At 69.5% G+C, this 14,360-nt stretch carries 17 protein-coding genes; 11 read left to right on the top strand and 6 right to left on the bottom strand.

From position 1 onward, the window contains the following. Positions 1 to 26: 26 nt before the first annotated feature. Positions 27 to 407 (top strand): hypothetical protein, encoded by a 381-nt coding sequence (locus OH802_RS04655; protein ID WP_406025555.1) that lies wholly within the window; start codon positions 27 to 29, stop codon positions 405 to 407. A gap of 49 nt (positions 408 to 456) precedes the next feature. Here OH802_RS04655 and OH802_RS04660 read toward each other — a convergent pair whose 3' ends face one another. Beyond that, a complete protein-coding gene (locus OH802_RS04660; RefSeq protein WP_406025557.1) occupies positions 457 to 825 on the bottom strand; it encodes a cupin domain-containing protein in 369 nt (122 codons plus the stop codon). Between the two features lie 96 nt (positions 826 to 921). After that, positions 922 to 1,629 (bottom strand): GntR family transcriptional regulator, encoded by a 708-nt coding sequence (locus tag OH802_RS04665; RefSeq protein ID WP_406025559.1) that lies wholly within the window; start codon positions 1,627 to 1,629, stop codon positions 922 to 924. Positions 1,630 to 1,750: 121 nt separating this feature from the next. Here OH802_RS04665 and manD point away from each other — a divergent pair, with 121 nt between their 5' ends. The 6 genes from manD to OH802_RS04695 all read left to right on the top strand — a co-directional run bounded on the left by manD (position 1,751) and on the right by OH802_RS04695 (position 8,655). Next, positions 1,751 to 2,959 carry a D-mannonate dehydratase ManD gene (gene manD, locus OH802_RS04670; protein WP_406025561.1) on the top strand — a complete coding sequence of 403 codons (1,209 nt, stop codon included), beginning with the start codon at positions 1,751 to 1,753 and terminating at the stop codon, positions 2,957 to 2,959. A 6-nt stretch (positions 2,960 to 2,965) separates the two neighbouring features. Then, positions 2,966 to 4,435, top strand: a complete 1,470-nt coding sequence (locus tag OH802_RS04675) for a mannitol dehydrogenase family protein (RefSeq protein ID WP_406025563.1) — start codon at positions 2,966 to 2,968, stop codon at positions 4,433 to 4,435. 110 nt (positions 4,436 to 4,545) lie between these two features. Then, complete coding sequence (locus OH802_RS04680) at positions 4,546 to 5,919, top strand: MFS transporter (protein ID WP_406025565.1); 1,374 nt, start codon at positions 4,546 to 4,548, stop codon at positions 5,917 to 5,919. Continuing rightward, complete coding sequence (locus tag OH802_RS04685) at positions 5,916 to 6,962, top strand: L-idonate 5-dehydrogenase (RefSeq protein ID WP_406025567.1); 1,047 nt, start codon at positions 5,916 to 5,918, stop codon at positions 6,960 to 6,962. Before OH802_RS04680 ends, OH802_RS04685 begins: the two co-directional genes overlap by 4 nt. Continuing rightward, positions 6,959 to 7,972: a sugar kinase gene (locus OH802_RS04690; protein ID WP_406025569.1), complete on the top strand. Its 1,014-nt coding sequence runs from the start codon at positions 6,959 to 6,961 to the stop codon at positions 7,970 to 7,972. The genes OH802_RS04685 and OH802_RS04690 overlap by 4 nt, the downstream gene beginning before the upstream one ends. Then, complete coding sequence (locus OH802_RS04695) at positions 7,969 to 8,655, top strand: bifunctional 4-hydroxy-2-oxoglutarate aldolase/2-dehydro-3-deoxy-phosphogluconate aldolase (RefSeq protein ID WP_406025571.1); 687 nt, start codon at positions 7,969 to 7,971, stop codon at positions 8,653 to 8,655. The genes OH802_RS04690 and OH802_RS04695 overlap by 4 nt, the downstream gene beginning before the upstream one ends. Here OH802_RS04695 and OH802_RS04700 read toward each other — a convergent pair. Further along, complete coding sequence (locus OH802_RS04700; protein ID WP_406025573.1) at positions 8,650 to 9,252, bottom strand: TetR/AcrR family transcriptional regulator; 603 nt, start codon at positions 9,250 to 9,252, stop codon at positions 8,650 to 8,652. The genes OH802_RS04695 and OH802_RS04700 overlap by 6 nt on opposite strands. Before the next feature lie 73 nt (positions 9,253 to 9,325). On the opposite strand from OH802_RS04700, the gene OH802_RS04705 reads away from it, so the two are divergent. Both OH802_RS04705 and OH802_RS04710 read left to right on the top strand, forming a co-directional pair. Beyond that, the gene (locus tag OH802_RS04705) at positions 9,326 to 9,826 is read left to right on the top strand and encodes a DUF1992 domain-containing protein (protein ID WP_406025574.1); all 501 of its coding nucleotides are present in this window, start codon (positions 9,326 to 9,328) and stop codon (positions 9,824 to 9,826) included. Between the two features lie 39 nt (positions 9,827 to 9,865). Then, positions 9,866 to 10,213: a hypothetical protein gene (locus OH802_RS04710; protein ID WP_406025576.1), complete on the top strand. Its 348-nt coding sequence runs from the start codon at positions 9,866 to 9,868 to the stop codon at positions 10,211 to 10,213. Here the strand turns inward: OH802_RS04710 and OH802_RS04715 are convergent. The 3 genes from OH802_RS04715 to OH802_RS04725 all read right to left on the bottom strand — a co-directional run bounded on the left by OH802_RS04715 (position 10,210) and on the right by OH802_RS04725 (position 12,115). Continuing rightward, a complete protein-coding gene (locus tag OH802_RS04715) occupies positions 10,210 to 10,650 on the bottom strand; it encodes an iron chaperone (RefSeq protein WP_406025578.1) in 441 nt (146 codons plus the stop codon). The genes OH802_RS04710 and OH802_RS04715 overlap by 4 nt on opposite strands. A gap of 75 nt (positions 10,651 to 10,725) precedes the next feature. Continuing rightward, positions 10,726 to 11,367, bottom strand: a complete 642-nt coding sequence (locus OH802_RS04720) for a class I SAM-dependent methyltransferase (RefSeq protein ID WP_406025580.1) — start codon at positions 11,365 to 11,367, stop codon at positions 10,726 to 10,728. A gap of 16 nt (positions 11,368 to 11,383) precedes the next feature. Beyond that, positions 11,384 to 12,115: an IclR family transcriptional regulator gene (locus OH802_RS04725; RefSeq protein ID WP_406025582.1), complete on the bottom strand. Its 732-nt coding sequence runs from the start codon at positions 12,113 to 12,115 to the stop codon at positions 11,384 to 11,386. Positions 12,116 to 12,267: 152 nt separating this feature from the next. Here OH802_RS04725 and OH802_RS04730 point away from each other — a divergent pair, with 152 nt between their 5' ends. Next, complete coding sequence (locus OH802_RS04730; RefSeq protein ID WP_406025583.1) at positions 12,268 to 12,828, top strand: tripartite tricarboxylate transporter TctB family protein; 561 nt, start codon at positions 12,268 to 12,270, stop codon at positions 12,826 to 12,828. A 4-nt stretch (positions 12,829 to 12,832) separates the two neighbouring features. Continuing rightward, entirely contained in the window at positions 12,833 to 14,338 is a 1,506-nt protein-coding gene (locus OH802_RS04735) for a tripartite tricarboxylate transporter permease (protein WP_406025585.1), read from the top strand. The last annotated feature ends 22 nt before the right edge of the window (positions 14,339 to 14,360 follow it).

The following is a 14,360-nucleotide window of genomic DNA, read 5'->3' on the forward strand; positions in this document are numbered from 1 at the left end:
GCGACCGCGAGAGAACGGGGCACGATGTGCGCACATCCTGGGGTCCGCTCGATCGACACGACCTGGTCGTCCGCAGGTTCGCCGAAGCCTGTGGCAGGGGAGACGTCACCGCGCTCACCGCCGTCCTGGGCGTCGAGGTCGTCGGCACCTGCGACTCCGGTGGACTCGTACCCGGCCCTGACGAGCCTCTGCACGGTCAGGCGGAGGTCGCCCGCTTGGTCACGACGCTGTGCAGGCGGGCCGGTGTCGACCTGGCCGTCGAGTCCGTCAACGGCCGCGCCGGGCTGGTCCTGCGCCGTGGCTCTCGTGCTGTCGCGGTCATCGGCGCGGAGACGGCCGGGTACGAGATCGCGACGCTGTGGATCGTGCTCAATCCGACCAAGCTGGGCGACTGGCATCGCAGTTGACCGGGCCCGTACGGCGCACGCCGTACGGGCCCGGTCAGTTCAGTTCAGTTCAGCTCCGCGACCATCCCTTCGCCTGGAGCTCCTGCTCGGACACGAACTCGAGCATCGGCTTGCCCGGATCGCAGAGCATCGTGACGGTGAACCGCACCGGGATGTCGTCACGGCTGTTGCCGTCCTGGTAGTGGATGACGTCCCCGCCCGGCTCCCAGAACGCCTCGCCGGCACGGACGACCCGCGGCGGCTCGCCCTCGAGCTCGAACACCATCTCGCCCTCCAGTACGTAGCCGAAGGCCGGTCCGGGGTGGCGGTGCGGCGGGGTGCCGGGGTCGCCCGGCGGGTACTCGATGACGATCGTCATCGCGTGCGCCCCCTCCGGGATGAAGGGCGGTTTCGCTTCCTGAAGCACGGTCAATGACATGGGAGTCCTCCTCGATGAACGGTGCACCCGATAGACCGGACAGCGAGGCGATCTGTGACTCCTGAGAGCGACGGCTACGCCGCGGCGTGCCCCGAATCACTCCCAGACGGCCACGCTGCGCCTGACAGGCACCTTGCCGTCGTCGGTGACGAAGAGTTCCGGCGAGCGCTGGCGGACCTTCTCGATGTCCTCGAAGACGAGCCGCAGGTGGACGCGCATCGCGTCGCGTGCCGCGCTGAGGTTGCCGGACCTCACCGCGTCGAAGATCTCCCGGTGCTGCACGACGAACGGTTGTGGGCTCGTCTCGTAGAGCCCCAGCCGGCGGGCTCGGTCGAGGTGGCCCTTGGCTGCTACGACAGTGGACCATGCGCGCCCGTGGCCGCTCAGGCGCAGCAGCCCGTGGTGGAAAGCCTCGTCGAGGTTGAAGAACTCCTCGTTGTCGATCGAGGGCGATGACTGGCGCGCGAGGTTGGTCTCCAGGTCGGCGACGATGTCGGGATCGAGCTGGTCGGGGACATCGTCGAGAGCGGCGAGCTCGACGGCCTCGCGGAGGAACTGCGCGTCGGTGACGCTCTCCTGATCCACCCGCGAGACGAAGGAGCCCACCTTCGGGAAGACGCGGACCAGACCCTCTTCGGCGAGCAGGATGAGGCTCTCGCGAACCGGTGTGCGGCTGACTCCGAGAGCAGCCGCGAGGTCGTTCTCGGACAGCGGAGTGCCGGGCGGCAGCTCCAGAGTCAGCACCTTGCGTCGCAGCGTCTCGTAGACGATCCGCCGGTTGGACCGCTTGGTGGCTTCCCCCATGCCCTCAGTCTATGGCCATCGATGCCCACTGACACACATGTGACGGTTGACACAGCCTGGATGGCAGTGCTTGTATACAAGTACTGCACACAACGGGACGAAGGAACGAGAGAGGTTGTCCATGGCCAAGATCGAGCGTGCCGAGGTCTTCATCGCCTCCCCAGGCAGGAACTTCGTCACCCTGAGGATCACCACCTCCGACGGAGTCACCGGCTTGGGCGATGCGACGCTCAACGGTCGCGAGCTGGCCGTCGCCAGCTATCTCCGTGACCACGTGGTGCCGCTCCTCATCGGGCGTGACCCCGACCGCATCGAGGACATGTGGCAGTACCTCTACCGAGGTGCCTACTGGCGGCGCGGCCCGGTCACGATGACGGCCATCGCCGCGGTGGACACCGCCCTGTGGGACATCAAGGGCAAGATCGCCGGCCAGCCGGTCTACCAGTTGCTCGGCGGCCGGTGCCGGGACGGCGTGATGGTCTACGGCCACGCCAGCGGGGCCGACGTACCCGCCCTCATCGACGACGTGGCGCGCTTCCGCGACCAGGGCTTCAAAGCGATCCGGGCGCAGGCGGCGGTGCCGGAGATCGGGGGCTCCTACGGCGTACGCAAGGGCAGTGTCTACGAACCGGCCGCCACGTCGCTACCCGACGAGCAGCCCTGGTCCACCGAGGCCTACCTCGACTTCGCCCCCACCTACCTCGAGGCGGTACGCGACCGTTTCGGGTTCGACTTCCACCTGCTCCACGACATCCACCACCGGCTGAGCCCGATCGAGGCCGCACGGTTCGGGAAGAGCGTCGAGGACTGTCGACTGTTCTGGATGGAGGACCCCACACCCGCAGAGCACCAGGATGCCTTCCGGCTCATCCGGCAGCACACCACGACGCCCATCGCTGTGGGGGAGGCGCTCTCCTCGATCTGGGATGTGCAGCACCTCATCACGGAGCAACTGATCGACTACGTACGCACGACCGTGGTCCACGCCGGCGGCATCACCCACCTGCGCAGGATCTTCGACCTGGCCGCGCTCTACCAGGTCCGCACCGGTTCCCATGGTGCCACCGACCTGTCCCCGGTGACGCTGGCCGCAGCCGTGCACGTCGACCTCTCCGTACCGAACTTCGGCATCCAGGAGTGGATGCCGCACGTGCCGGAGACCATGGAGGTCTTCCGCAGCACCGTCTCCTACTCCGACGGCATGCTCGATGTCGCGGAGGCGCCCGGCCTCGGTGTGGAGTACGACGAGAAGGCGGCCGACCGGTTCCCCTACGACCCGCGCTATCTACCCGTAGCGCGTCGCCTCGACGGCTCCGTCCACGACTGGTGACCTGACGTGGACCGCCTCTCCCTGCGCACCCTCGCCCGGCTCGCCCCTGAGCAGCGCCCGCGCGTCGACCCCCGCGAGTTCAAACCACGGATCCTCCATTTCGGACTGGGCGCCTTTCACCGGGCCCACCAGGCGGACTACACGGAGGAGACCGCCGCCCGCTCCGGTGACGGCCGTGGCATCGTCGCGGTCGTGCCCCGCCAGGCAGGTCTGGCGGACCAGGCAGCGGCGCAGGACGGACTGTTCTCGCTCACGACGCTGGCCGCCGACGCCCGCCCTGCGCGTGTCGTCGGCTCGGTCGTGGAGACCCTCGACATGCAGCGTCGGGGAGGGGCGGTCGATGCCCTAATGGCCGCTCCCGAGCTCGCGACCGTCACGATCACCGTCACCGAGAAGGGCTACGCCCGCCGTCCCCGCGGGGGCCTGGACCGCAGCGCCCCGGGTATCGAGCAGGACCTCGCCGCCACGGCTGGCGACGGACCGATGACCACGGTCGTAGGGCGGCTGGCCTCCGGGCTGCTCGAGCGGTTCCGCGGCTCGGGCGCCGCCATCGACCTGGTCTCCTGCGACAACACCGCGGACAACGGAGCCGCGCTGCGCGGGGTGCTCGGAGACTTCGTACGAGCCTCGAGCTGGCCCGAGCGCGATGCGCTGCTGGAATGGTTCGACTCTTCGGTCGGCTGCCCCGACACCGTCGTCGACCGGATCGTGCCGGCCACCACGTCGGCCGATCTGGACGCCGCCTCCAACGCGCTGGGCCTCCGCGACGACCTCGCCGTGGTCGGGGAGCCCTACCGTCAGTGGGTCCTGGAGGACGCCTTCCGAGGTGACCGCCCGCAGTGGGAGCTCGCGGGAGCCCTCTTTGTCGACGACTTACGTCCCTATCAGCAGACCAAGCTGCGCCTGCTGAACGGCGCCCACTCCGCGCTCGCCTATCTCGGTCTCGCTGCCGGCCGAGCGACCGTGGCCGACGTGATGGCCACCGACTGGGGCGAGCGCCTGGTGCGCTCGCTCGGCGACGAGGTGGGCCCGACGATCGCCGGCGGCCCGGACAAAGAGGAATACGCCCAGGCACTGGTGACCCGTTTCGCCAACCCCGCTGTCCGGCACCGCCTCCAGCAGATCGGCAACGACGGCTCATTGAAGGTCGGCGAGCGCTGGCTGCCCGCGCTACGGCAGCTCCGCACCGCCGGGGCTTCCGCCACCACCCTGGAACTGGCCCTCGCGGCATGGGTCAACGCGACCCGGCCTTCGGCAGACAGCTCCTCCCCCCGAGGCTCCGCGGCGCTCCGGTTCGGCACCACCGACCCGGCCGCTGCCGCACTTGCGGCGTGCTGGGGCGCCGGCGACCTGACGACGGTCGTCGCGCGCCTCCTACGCACCATCGGTGCCGACGACGTCGCCGAGGACCCGGCGATCGTCGACGCGATCACCTCCCGTCTGCCCGCTCTGGCGGCTGGACGCATCGAGATCTGAGGAATCACCACCCGGTCTACGGCTTAGACCGCGACATCCCCACGGGCGATCCGCCCCCCGGGTCGACCACGCGACCGCAGCGACGGTCCAGAATGCAAGGAGTACTACCGATGGTGGACACAGACATGACGCCGGAAGGCATAGCGACCAAGCGCTCGACCCGGGACCTCACCCGGGCGGCCGTCTCCGGCTGGCTCGGCACGGCCATGGAGTTCATGGACTTCCAGCTCTACTCACTGGCCGCGGCCATCGTCTTCAACCAGATCTTCTTCCCCGACGTGAGCCCGGCCATCGGCCTCATCGCGGCGATGGCCACCTACGGGGTCGGGTACGTCGCGCGGCTCGCTGGGGCCATCTACTTCGGGCGGATGGGCGACCGCATCGGCCGCCGGCGGGTGCTGTTCCTCACCATCGCCCTGATGGGCGCCTCGACGACCCTGATCGGTGTCTTGCCGACGTACGCCCAGGTCGGCCTCATGGCCCCGATCCTGCTGGTGGTCCTCCGGCTCATCCAGGGCTTCGGCGCCGGCGCCGAGATCGCCGGCGCGACGGTGATGCTTGCCGAGTACGCGCCGCCGAAGCGCCGCGGTCTCGTCGCCTCACTCGTCTCGCTCGGGACCAACTCCGGCACCCTCGCCGCGACCGCTCTGTGGACCGTGCTGCTGGCGGTGCTCTCTGAGGAGCAGCTGCTCTCGTGGGGTTGGCGCATTCCCTTCCTGCTCAGCTTCGTGCTGATGCTGTTCGCGGTGTGGGTGCGGACCCACGTCAAGGAGAGCCCGGTCTTCGACGCGCGGCCGGACGTCGTGGACGGTGTCGCACTCTCCAAGGCGGAGGTGCAGGAGGTGGCCGACAAGAGTGTCCTCGAGGCCGCCCTCAAGCAGCGCAAGGGCAAGGCCTTCGCGCTCGCGCTTGCCCTCCGTTTCGGCCAGGCTGGCAACTCGGGCCTGATCCAGACCTTCCTGGTCGGCTACATCGCCACCACCCTCCTGCTCGACAAGGAGGTCGCGACAGAGGCGATCATGTACGGCTCCATCGCCGGCTTCGCGACCGTGCCGTTGGTCGGCGCGCTGGGCGATCGGTTCGGTCGCCGCACGATCTACATCGCGCTCTCCCTGGCCACCATCGTCTTCGCCTTCCCGATGCTCCTGCTCGTCACGGGCGGTACGACCGCGGGCCTGATGTTCGGCATGATCGCCGGTCTCAATCTGGGCGTTCTCGGCCTCTTCGCGCTGGAGAGCGTCACCATGGCCGAGCTGTTCGGCGCACGCACCCGCTTCACCCAGCTCGCGCTGGCCAAGGAGATCGGCGGGATCCTGGCCACCGCCATCGGCCCGGTGATCGCAGCCTCTCTCACCGCGGCCACGGGCAGCTGGTGGCCGATCGCGGCGATGCTCGTCGTCTACTCCACGATCACCCTCGTCGCCGCGGCTGTGGCTCCGGAGACCCGCGGCCGCGACCTGGTCCGACTGGAGGACGCGGCGTGAAGGCCGTGGTCGTCCACGCCGCCGGCGACGTCCGCGTCGAGCAGCGGCCCGACCCTCGGCCCGAGCCTGGTGAGGTGGTCGTGGCGATGGAGTGGGGCGGGATCTGCGGCTCCGACGTGGCCTACTGGCGCCACGGTGCCTCCGGCACCGCGGTGCTGAAGCAGCCGCTCGTGCTGGGCCACGAGGTGGCCGGCCGGATCGCGGCCTTGGGCCGGGGCGTCACCGGGGTCGAGGTGGGCCAACCGGTGACTGTCCACCCCGCCAGCCCCGCTGCAGGCTCGGAACTGCCGGCCCGGCTGGCGGGTTGGACCAACCTCCACTCCCGCGTCCGCTATTTCGGTTCGGCGGCCTTCGACCCGCACACCGAAGGAGGCTTCAGCCAGTTCCGCGCTGTGCCTGTCGGCCAGCTGCGACCGCTCCCGGACGGTGTCTCCACCCAGCAGGGCGCACTGGCGGAACCGCTGGCCGTGGCGCTGCACGCCGTCGGTCGCGCTGGCGACCTCACCGGCCGCGATGTCGTGGTCAATGGCACCGGGCCTATCGGTGCGCTGGTCGTCGCCGCGGCGAAGCACCGCGGCGCCCGCTTCGTCACGGCGATCGACGTCTCCGACACCGCCCTCGCCGTGGCCAAGGAACTCGGGGCAGACGAGGTGCGCAACCTCGCTGCGGGCGACGCCCTCCCCGAGGACGCCGAGCTCGTCTTCGAGGCCTCCGGCGCGGCTGCTGCTCTCGGCGGCGTTCTTCGTGCCACGGCTCGCGGCGGAACGTTGGTCTCGGTCGGCAACCTGCCCGGCTCTGCGGTCCCGGCCGTGCTCGGCGATCTGGTCACGCGCGAGATCACGTGGATCGGCTCGTATCGGTTCGTCGAGGAGATGACCGACGCCCTCGACGCCCTCGCCGGTGGGCTCGACGTCTCGGCATTGGTCACTCACCGCTTCGACCTCGCGCACGCTGAGGAGGCGCTCGCCACCGCCGCCAGGCAGGACAGCGGCAAGGTGCTGCTCCGTCTCACCGACGGTTCGTCCGACGGGGATGCCTCGTGAGCCGGCCCGCCCACGTCGTCACCCTCGGGGAGACCATGGGGCTCATCGAGCTGGAGACCTCGGCACCCATGACGACCAGCATCGGGCAGTCGCTCCGCTTCGGCGGGGCAGAGTCCAACGTGGCGATCGGACTGAGCCGGCTCGGCGTACGCTGCACCTGGCTGAGCCGGCTCGGCGACGACGCCCTCGGTGAGTACGTCGAGGGGCAGCTCACCTCGGAGGGCGTCGTCGTCCGAGCGGCGAGGGATCCGCAGGCCCCCACCGGCCTGATGCTCAAGGAGATGAACGGCGGTCGGCCCGTCCGGGTCCGCTATTACCGAAGCAGCAGCGCCGCCTCTCGACTGAGCGTTGCCGACATGGCGGAGGCCGGCAACCGGGCCGCGATCGAGACCGCCGACGTACTCCACGTCAGTGGGATCACAGCCGCGCTCGGCCCGGGCCCCGCAGCCACCCTCGCCCGCGCCATCGAACTCGCCCGGGCGTCGGGCACGACCGTGTCCTTCGACGTCAACCACCGGGCGTCGCTGTGGTCCGACGAGCAGGCGGCTCCGGCCCTTGCTCGCCTGGTCGCCGCGGCGGACCTGGTCTTCGCCGGCCAGGAGGAAGCCGCGCTGGTGCTTGGCACGGTCGCGGGGGAGGCCTCGTTCGAGCGTGCGGAAGAGCTGGCCCGCGAACTGCGGAGCCTCGGCCCGGCCACCGTCGTGATCAAGCTCGGTGCGCTCGGAGCGCTCGCGGTGACCGGCGACGCGGTTCATCGGGCACCCACCGTGCCGGTCGACCCGATCGATCCCGTCGGCGCCGGCGACGCATTCGTCGCCGGCTATCTCGCGGAGCTCGTGTCCGGCCGTCAGGAGGTCGAGCGACTGGCCACCGCGAACCGCACCGGCGCGGAGGTCTGTTTGGAGCGTGGCGACTGGGAGGGTCTTCCGACCCGGGCCACCTTGGCCGGGCCGCTCAGGCCCCCGCGAGCGATGGCCGCCGCTGCCGGACGAGCGGAGGTCGTGCGATGACCGCACCACCCGCTGACTCCCTCCCGGTCGCCGACAGGTCGGCACTCGGCGTGCTCGCCCGCTGCCCCGTCGTACCTGTGCTCGTCATGGACGACCCTGGCGACGCGGTGCCGCTCGCGCACGCACTGCTGGCCGGGGGCGTCACAGTGGTCGAGGTGACCCTGCGGACACCTGCCGCGGAGGAGACACTCCGCCGGATGGCAGCCGTCTCCGGCCTGCTCGCGGGCGCAGGCACAGTGATCACGCCCGCTCAGGTGGACCTCGTGGCCGCGGCGGGTGCCGGGTTCGTGGTGAGCCCGGGACTGTCGGTCGAGGTGGTCGACCGCTGCCTCAGCCACGGGCTACCCGTCATCCCCGGGGTGGGTTCGGCGACCGACTCGATGGCCGCGGTCGCGCTCGGGCTGGAGGCCGTGAAGCTGTTCCCGGCCGACCTGCTCGGCGGAACCGCGGCGATACGCGCCCTCGCCGGACCGTTCCCCGACCTACGTTTCCTGCCGTCGGGCGGCATCGGTCCTGACACCATGGCCGACTACCTCGACCTACCTTCCGTCGGTGCCGTCAGCGGCTCGTGGATCGTCGAACCCGAGCTGATCCGTCGCCAGGACTGGCCCGAGGTCACCCGCCGAGCTCGAGCCGCCCTCCGGGTGGCGGCCGACGCAGGCTGGGTCGGTCGGCCGTCATGATGCAGGCGAGAAGAGCCTGTCCAGGTGCTGGTCGATGGCCGCGAGCGCGGCCTCGGGTTTGACCACGCCGAGCTCCAGCAGGGGCGTGAATCCGGTCAGCGAGAGGATGAGGTCGGTCTCGATCGCAAGGTTGCGGTCGGCGGAGATGTGCCCATCGGCCATCGCCTCTCGGATGAGACGCTCGACCATGTCGCGCCCCTCGCGCAGGCCGACGCCGGCCACCTCGCGCAGCGCGGGGTCGTGCAGCGCCTCGAGGACGTACGCGGCGTTCATCCGGCTGGTGGCGCGCGCATCGGGGTGCAGCGGGAGCATCTCGGTGAGCACCACCCGGAGCACGTCCCGGGGGTGTGGAGGCTGCGCGACCCCGGTCAGGCCGCGCGCGACCCGGTCTGACATCTGTTCGGCGGCGAACTCCATCGCGAAGGTCAGCATCGCGGTCCGGGACGAGAAGTAGTGCTGAAGCTGCCCGAGAGAGACATCCGCTTCGCGGGCGACCTCGCGCATGGTCGCTCGTGGCCAGCCCTGTTGCTCGACCACCCGCCACAGCGCGTGCGCGATCGCTTCTCGTCGCTCGCGGTGGTCGACCTGCTTCGGCATCGCCGCCTCCTTTCGGTTTTCAATACGCGTGACATAATACAGATGACTTTTATCCGCTGTCGACGGAGGGATGGTGACGAGCGTGCAGCCCCACGACCCGTACGCCTTCGCGATCGACGACGCCATCGCCGTCGCTCTGCTCGCCGACTTCCAGGTCCGGAAGGCGATCGCACGTGGCGACTTCGACGACCTGCCCGGCAGCGGTGAGCCGATCGACCTACCGGACCAGCACGATCCGGAGTGGTGGATCAGGAGCCTCATCGAGCGTGAGCACGTTGCGCTGCTTCCGCCGTCGATCCAGCTCCGCAAGGACGACGCCGCCCTGGACGGGCGCCTGGATCAGCTGGCAGACGAGAAGGCCGTAGGTCGCGAGATCGACGACTTCAACGCACAAGTGATCCGCGCCCGCTATGAACCTCCGGCGGGGCCGCCGCTGATCACGATGCCACGCGACCCCGACACCACGGTGGCCGAATGGGCCGCCCGCCGCGCGGCGCGAGAGAGGAGACCTCGCGAACCGACAGCCACGGATGATCGGCGAAGCCGTCGGTTCCGGCTCTTCCGTCGCCGCTGAGCGCCTCGGTGAGCGCCATGCGTTCGATACGCTCCCTCAATGGCCGACCTCGATGCCGTCGAAGACCGGATCTGGGCGCTCCTGGCCCGTTACCGCAACGAGCTCGAGGACGCGACGATCTACGGGATGCCGTCGTTGCGCTGGCCGGGTTCGGGCGCCCATGACTACTTCGCGGCGGTCAAGCGGAGCGCGCAGAAGGTGAGCCTCTACGCGATCGCCGTCGACACCTGGCCGGAAGCGCTCGAGGGCTCATCGGACGCGTTCCGCAAGCGGCGTACGGGCAAGGCGACCTTCTCCTTTCCCGCGTTGGACGAGGAGATGGCCGCCGAGCTCGAAGGGTTCCTGGAGCGGCTCTACCGGCGCTACCGCGAGCATCACGCCGGCTAGCGGACTGCCCGCTTCACCAGCTCGGTGAGCTTCTCCTCGACGGCCGGGGTCATCGACGTGACTGCGAAGACGGTCGGCCAGATGTCGCCGTCGTCGAGGTTCGCCCACTCCTGGAAGCCGACCTCGGCGTAGCGCATCTTGAACTTCCCGGCGCACTTGTAGAAGACCACGACCTTGCCGTCGGAGTTGGCGTAGGCGGGCATGCCGTACCAGGTCTTCGGGGCGAGGTCGGCCGCGTGCGTGGTGACGATCCGGTGGAGCGTCTCGCCGATCGCGCGGTCGTTGTCGTCCATGGCCTCGATCTTCTCGAGGCAGTCAGCGAGGTCGGCCTCGGCCTTCTTGCTGCCGGTGCCACGCTTGGCGGCCGTCCGGCGCTCGGCGGCGGCCTCCTTCATGGCCGCCTTCTCTTCCTCGGTGAACGTGGTGCTCTTCGCCATCGGTCTTTCCTTCCTGTCGGGTCCGTTGAGACGAGCCTACGGAGGCAGAGGCTCCGTACGCTTCTTCGTTCCTGATCAGTCCGAGAGAGGTTTCCCGGCGAAGACGATCGCGCCCGGGACCTCGTCGTCGGGCCGCATGAGGAACTCGGCCTCGATGTCGAACCCCGCCCCGCGCAGCCACCGGGAGATCTGCTCGGGCGTACGCCGGTGACTGTCGACGTTGATCGGTCGCCCGGTGTAGCCGGTGGTCGAACGCCGGATCTCGTCGCCGACGTGGAACCCGACCAGCACCGAACCACCGGGCCGCAGCACCCGCCGGAACTCCTCGAACACGCCGGGCACCGCCGCGTCGGGGATGTGGATGACCGACCAGAAGGCGAGTACGCCGCCGAGAGACCGGTCCGCCAGTGGCAGATCGGTCATCGACCCGACCTCGAACCCGAGATCGGGATGGTCCTGCCGGGCGATGGCGATCATCTCGGGGGAGAGGTCGATCCCGAACGCGTCGACTCCGAGGTCGTGCAGATGCCGGGTGACGTACCCCGGCCCGCAGCCGACATCGGCCACCGGCCCGCCCTCGCGCACAGCCTCCGCGAACACCGCCAGGCCGGCGCGGAGGTACGGACGATCGTCCAGCAGGCCGCGCACCTTCTCGGCGTAGCCGGCGGCATCGGTGTCGTACGACTCGCGGGTCTCGTTCAGCCAGTTGTCGGGCATCGGAAACGACTCCAGTTCAGCCCAGGCGTGAGGTGAGGGCACCGGCGGCCTGGCGCACCTCGTGCCCGAGGGGAGTGGGGTCGGCGAATGCGGGGTTGTTGGTCTGCCCGGCGACCTGGATCGCCGCGAGACATTCGCCATCAGCGCTGATCAGAGGAGCCGCGACGGAGGCCGCGCCGACCACACGCTCGTCGTGAGAGGCCACCCAGCCTCGTCGACGGATCTCCTCGAGCTCGTTCCGGAAGTCGTCGGGGGAGATCTGGGTCCCGTCGGCGCGGGTGAACTCGTTGACGCCGTCGAGCGCTGACTCGAGCTCGTCCGGATCCATGTACGCAGCGATGACCTTGCCCGCACCGAGGTGCAGCGGGAGCCGCTCGCCGATCGGGAGGACATAGCGCAGCGGGTCGTTGCCCTCGACCCGGGCGATCACGGCGCGGGACGAGCCGGCGCGCACGAACACGGACGCAGTGAGTCCGGTGGCGGCGGCGAGCTGCTGCAGGATCATCGGCGCCGTGGCGGCCAGTCGGTTGGTGGCCAGGTAGGCGTGGGCTCCGAACAGCATCGCGACGCCGGTGCGGTAGCCGGTGCCGTCCTGCTCGACGCGCCCACGTGCCTCGAGTGTGCTGAGGATGCGCTGCGTCGTCGCGACGTGCAGGCCCGCTCGGCGTGCGACCTCGCTCAGCCGCAGTGGCGTACGTGTCGCCTCGAGGACCTCGAGGACGTCGATGGCTCTCTCCAGAGAGCGCATCGTGCTTGACGGTTTCTCCTCGCTCACGTGCCTCCTCCGTTTCGTCGCGACGCATCGAATCCTCGCACCCCCGAGCACGCGGGCTTGACAGGGTGACGGCCGTCACGGATAGTTCCTCATGCCGTGATACACCTTATCACAGAATGAGAAACATGAGCGACAACACCAACATCTCCGCCTCTACGGCGGCCAGCGGTCCAGCGACCGTCGACGAGCACCGGCGGCCGGTCCTGTCGCTGCTCGTCGCAGCGCTCGTCGTCGCGATCGGAGCCGCCGCGTTCATCGGCTCGCGCTCCCTCGGCTACTGGGACGACCTGGGGCCGGGCCCTGGGTTCTTCCCGCTCTGGCTGGGCGTGCTCCTGGTCGTGCTGGGGCTCGTCTGGTTCGGCCAGGAGCTGCGAGCACGACTCCGCCCGGAGATCCCGAGCAAGCCGGCTGTCGAGGAGGAGACTCCCGAGTACTCCCTTTCGACCGTGCTGGCCATCCTGGTGAGCCTGTGCGTGCTCGCCGCCTGCCTCGAGCCGGTCGGCTACCAGGTCAGCATGCTGGTCTTCCTGCTCTTCCACCTGCTGGTGGTGGGGCGCCGGGGGCCGCTGCAGTCGCTGGTCATCGCGGTGATCGGAAGCTTCGGCGTCTTCTACGCCTTCACCCGGCTGCTGACGGTTCCGCTACCGGTCTCCAGCATCCCGTTCCTGCGCGACCTGGGGCTGTGAGGTCATGGATTCCTTCACCGCACTCCTCGACGGCTTCGCCTCCGCACTGACGCCGCAGAACCTGCTCTTCGCCCTGATCGGCTGCCTGCTGGGCACGATCCTGGGCATCCTTCCGGGCATCGGGTCGACCGCCGGCATGGCGATCCTGATCCCGCTCACCCTGACGATGGACCCGGCGAGCGCGATCATCATGCTGGCCGCGATCTTCTACGGCGGTGCGTACGGCGGGACGATCACGAGCGTCCTGCTGAACATCCCGGGCGAGGGCGAGTCGGCGATCACCTGCATCGACGGCTACCAGATGACCTTGCGTGGCCGCGCCGGAGCGGCCTTGGCCACGGCGGGGATCGGCTCGTTCATCGGCGGGACGATCGCCACCCTCGCGCTCGTCCTGGCAGCGAAGCCGCTCTCGGAGCTCGGCCTGCGTATCGGGCCTCCGGAGTTCTTCTCCCTGGTGCTCATCGGCCTGGCACTGCTTGTCGGCCTGGTGGGGCGATCGGTCCTCAAGGGGCTCATCTCGGCCTGCCTGGGGCTGCTGATCGCGATGGTCGGCATCGACCCGGTGATGGGCCTGCCGAGGTTCACCTTCGACCAGCCGCACTTCTTCGACGGCATCAGCTACGTACCGGTCCTGGTCGGCATCTTCGGGCTCGGTGAGCTGCTCGCCACCAGCGGTGGCGCGGCCCCCAAGCCCACGGCCCCGACTCTTCGCCAGCTGCTCCCGACGAGGACCGACCTGCGCCGTGCGGCGCCCGCGATCGGACGAGGCGCGTCGATCGGCACCGTCATCGGTCTCATCCCGGGCGTGAGCTCGGCGATCTCGTCGCTGCTGGCCTACAGCACCGAGAAGAAGGTCTCCCGGCACCGCAAGGAGCTCGGCACCGGCGCGATCGAGGGTGTGGCCGCTCCCGAGACCGCCAACAACTCGCACAGCAACGCCGCCTTCATCCCGCTCTTCACCCTCGGGATCCCGGCCTCGCCGGCGATCGCGGTGCTGATGGGCGCCTTCCTCCAGAACGGGCTCACCCCGGGACCGCAGCTCTTCACCGAGGCACCGGATCTGGTCTGGACGGTCATCGCCAGCCTGTTCGTGGGCAACCTGCTCCTGCTGGTGCTCAACGTCCCCATGGTCGGGCTGTGGACCCGGATCCTCGCGATCCCCTACTCGGTCCTGCGCGCGGTGATCTTCGCCTTCATCGTGATCGGCTCGTACGCCGTCAACAACAGCGTCATCGACATCTACGTGATGGTGTTCTTCGGGCTCGTCGGCTTCGTCTTCCGGCAGGTCCACCTGCCGCTCGCGCCCCTGGTCCTCACGCTCATCCTCGGCCCGTTCATCGAGAGCGCACTGCGGGAGTCCCTGCAGATCTCCCAGGGCGACTTCGGGGTCTTCGTCGACCGTCCGCTGTCGCTGGTGTTCCTGCTGGTCGCCCTCGCGATCCTCGTCGCCTCCGTGTTCAGCGCCGGACTGAAGAGAAAGGCAGGGCTGCCCACCGACGCCGAAGTCTGACCCAACCACCTCTTCACGACGA

Source organism: Nocardioides sp. NBC_00850 (genome assembly GCF_045207335.1).
Lineage (GTDB): Bacteria > Actinomycetota > Actinomycetes > Propionibacteriales > Nocardioidaceae > Nocardioides.

Coding starts and splice junctions, on each gene's coding strand:
- OH802_RS04660 (WP_406025557.1), bottom strand. CDS start 825: ATGTCATTGACCGTGCTTCAGGAAGCGAAACCGCCCTTCATCCCGGAG.
- OH802_RS04665 (WP_406025559.1), bottom strand. CDS start 1,629: ATGGGGGAAGCCACCAAGCGGTCCAACCGGCGGATCGTCTACGAGACG.
- manD (WP_406025561.1), top strand. CDS start 1,751: ATGGCCAAGATCGAGCGTGCCGAGGTCTTCATCGCCTCCCCAGGCAGG.
- OH802_RS04680 (WP_406025565.1), top strand. CDS start 4,546: ATGGTGGACACAGACATGACGCCGGAAGGCATAGCGACCAAGCGCTCG.
- OH802_RS04695 (WP_406025571.1), top strand. CDS start 7,969: ATGACCGCACCACCCGCTGACTCCCTCCCGGTCGCCGACAGGTCGGCA.
- OH802_RS04700 (WP_406025573.1), bottom strand. CDS start 9,252: ATGCCGAAGCAGGTCGACCACCGCGAGCGACGAGAAGCGATCGCGCAC.
- OH802_RS04710 (WP_406025576.1), top strand. CDS start 9,866: ATGGCCGACCTCGATGCCGTCGAAGACCGGATCTGGGCGCTCCTGGCC.
- OH802_RS04715 (WP_406025578.1), bottom strand. CDS start 10,650: ATGGCGAAGAGCACCACGTTCACCGAGGAAGAGAAGGCGGCCATGAAG.
- OH802_RS04720 (WP_406025580.1), bottom strand. CDS start 11,367: ATGCCCGACAACTGGCTGAACGAGACCCGCGAGTCGTACGACACCGAT.
- OH802_RS04725 (WP_406025582.1), bottom strand. CDS start 12,115: ATGCGCTCTCTGGAGAGAGCCATCGACGTCCTCGAGGTCCTCGAGGCG.
- OH802_RS04730 (WP_406025583.1), top strand. CDS start 12,268: ATGAGCGACAACACCAACATCTCCGCCTCTACGGCGGCCAGCGGTCCA.
- OH802_RS04735 (WP_406025585.1), top strand. CDS start 12,833: ATGGATTCCTTCACCGCACTCCTCGACGGCTTCGCCTCCGCACTGACG.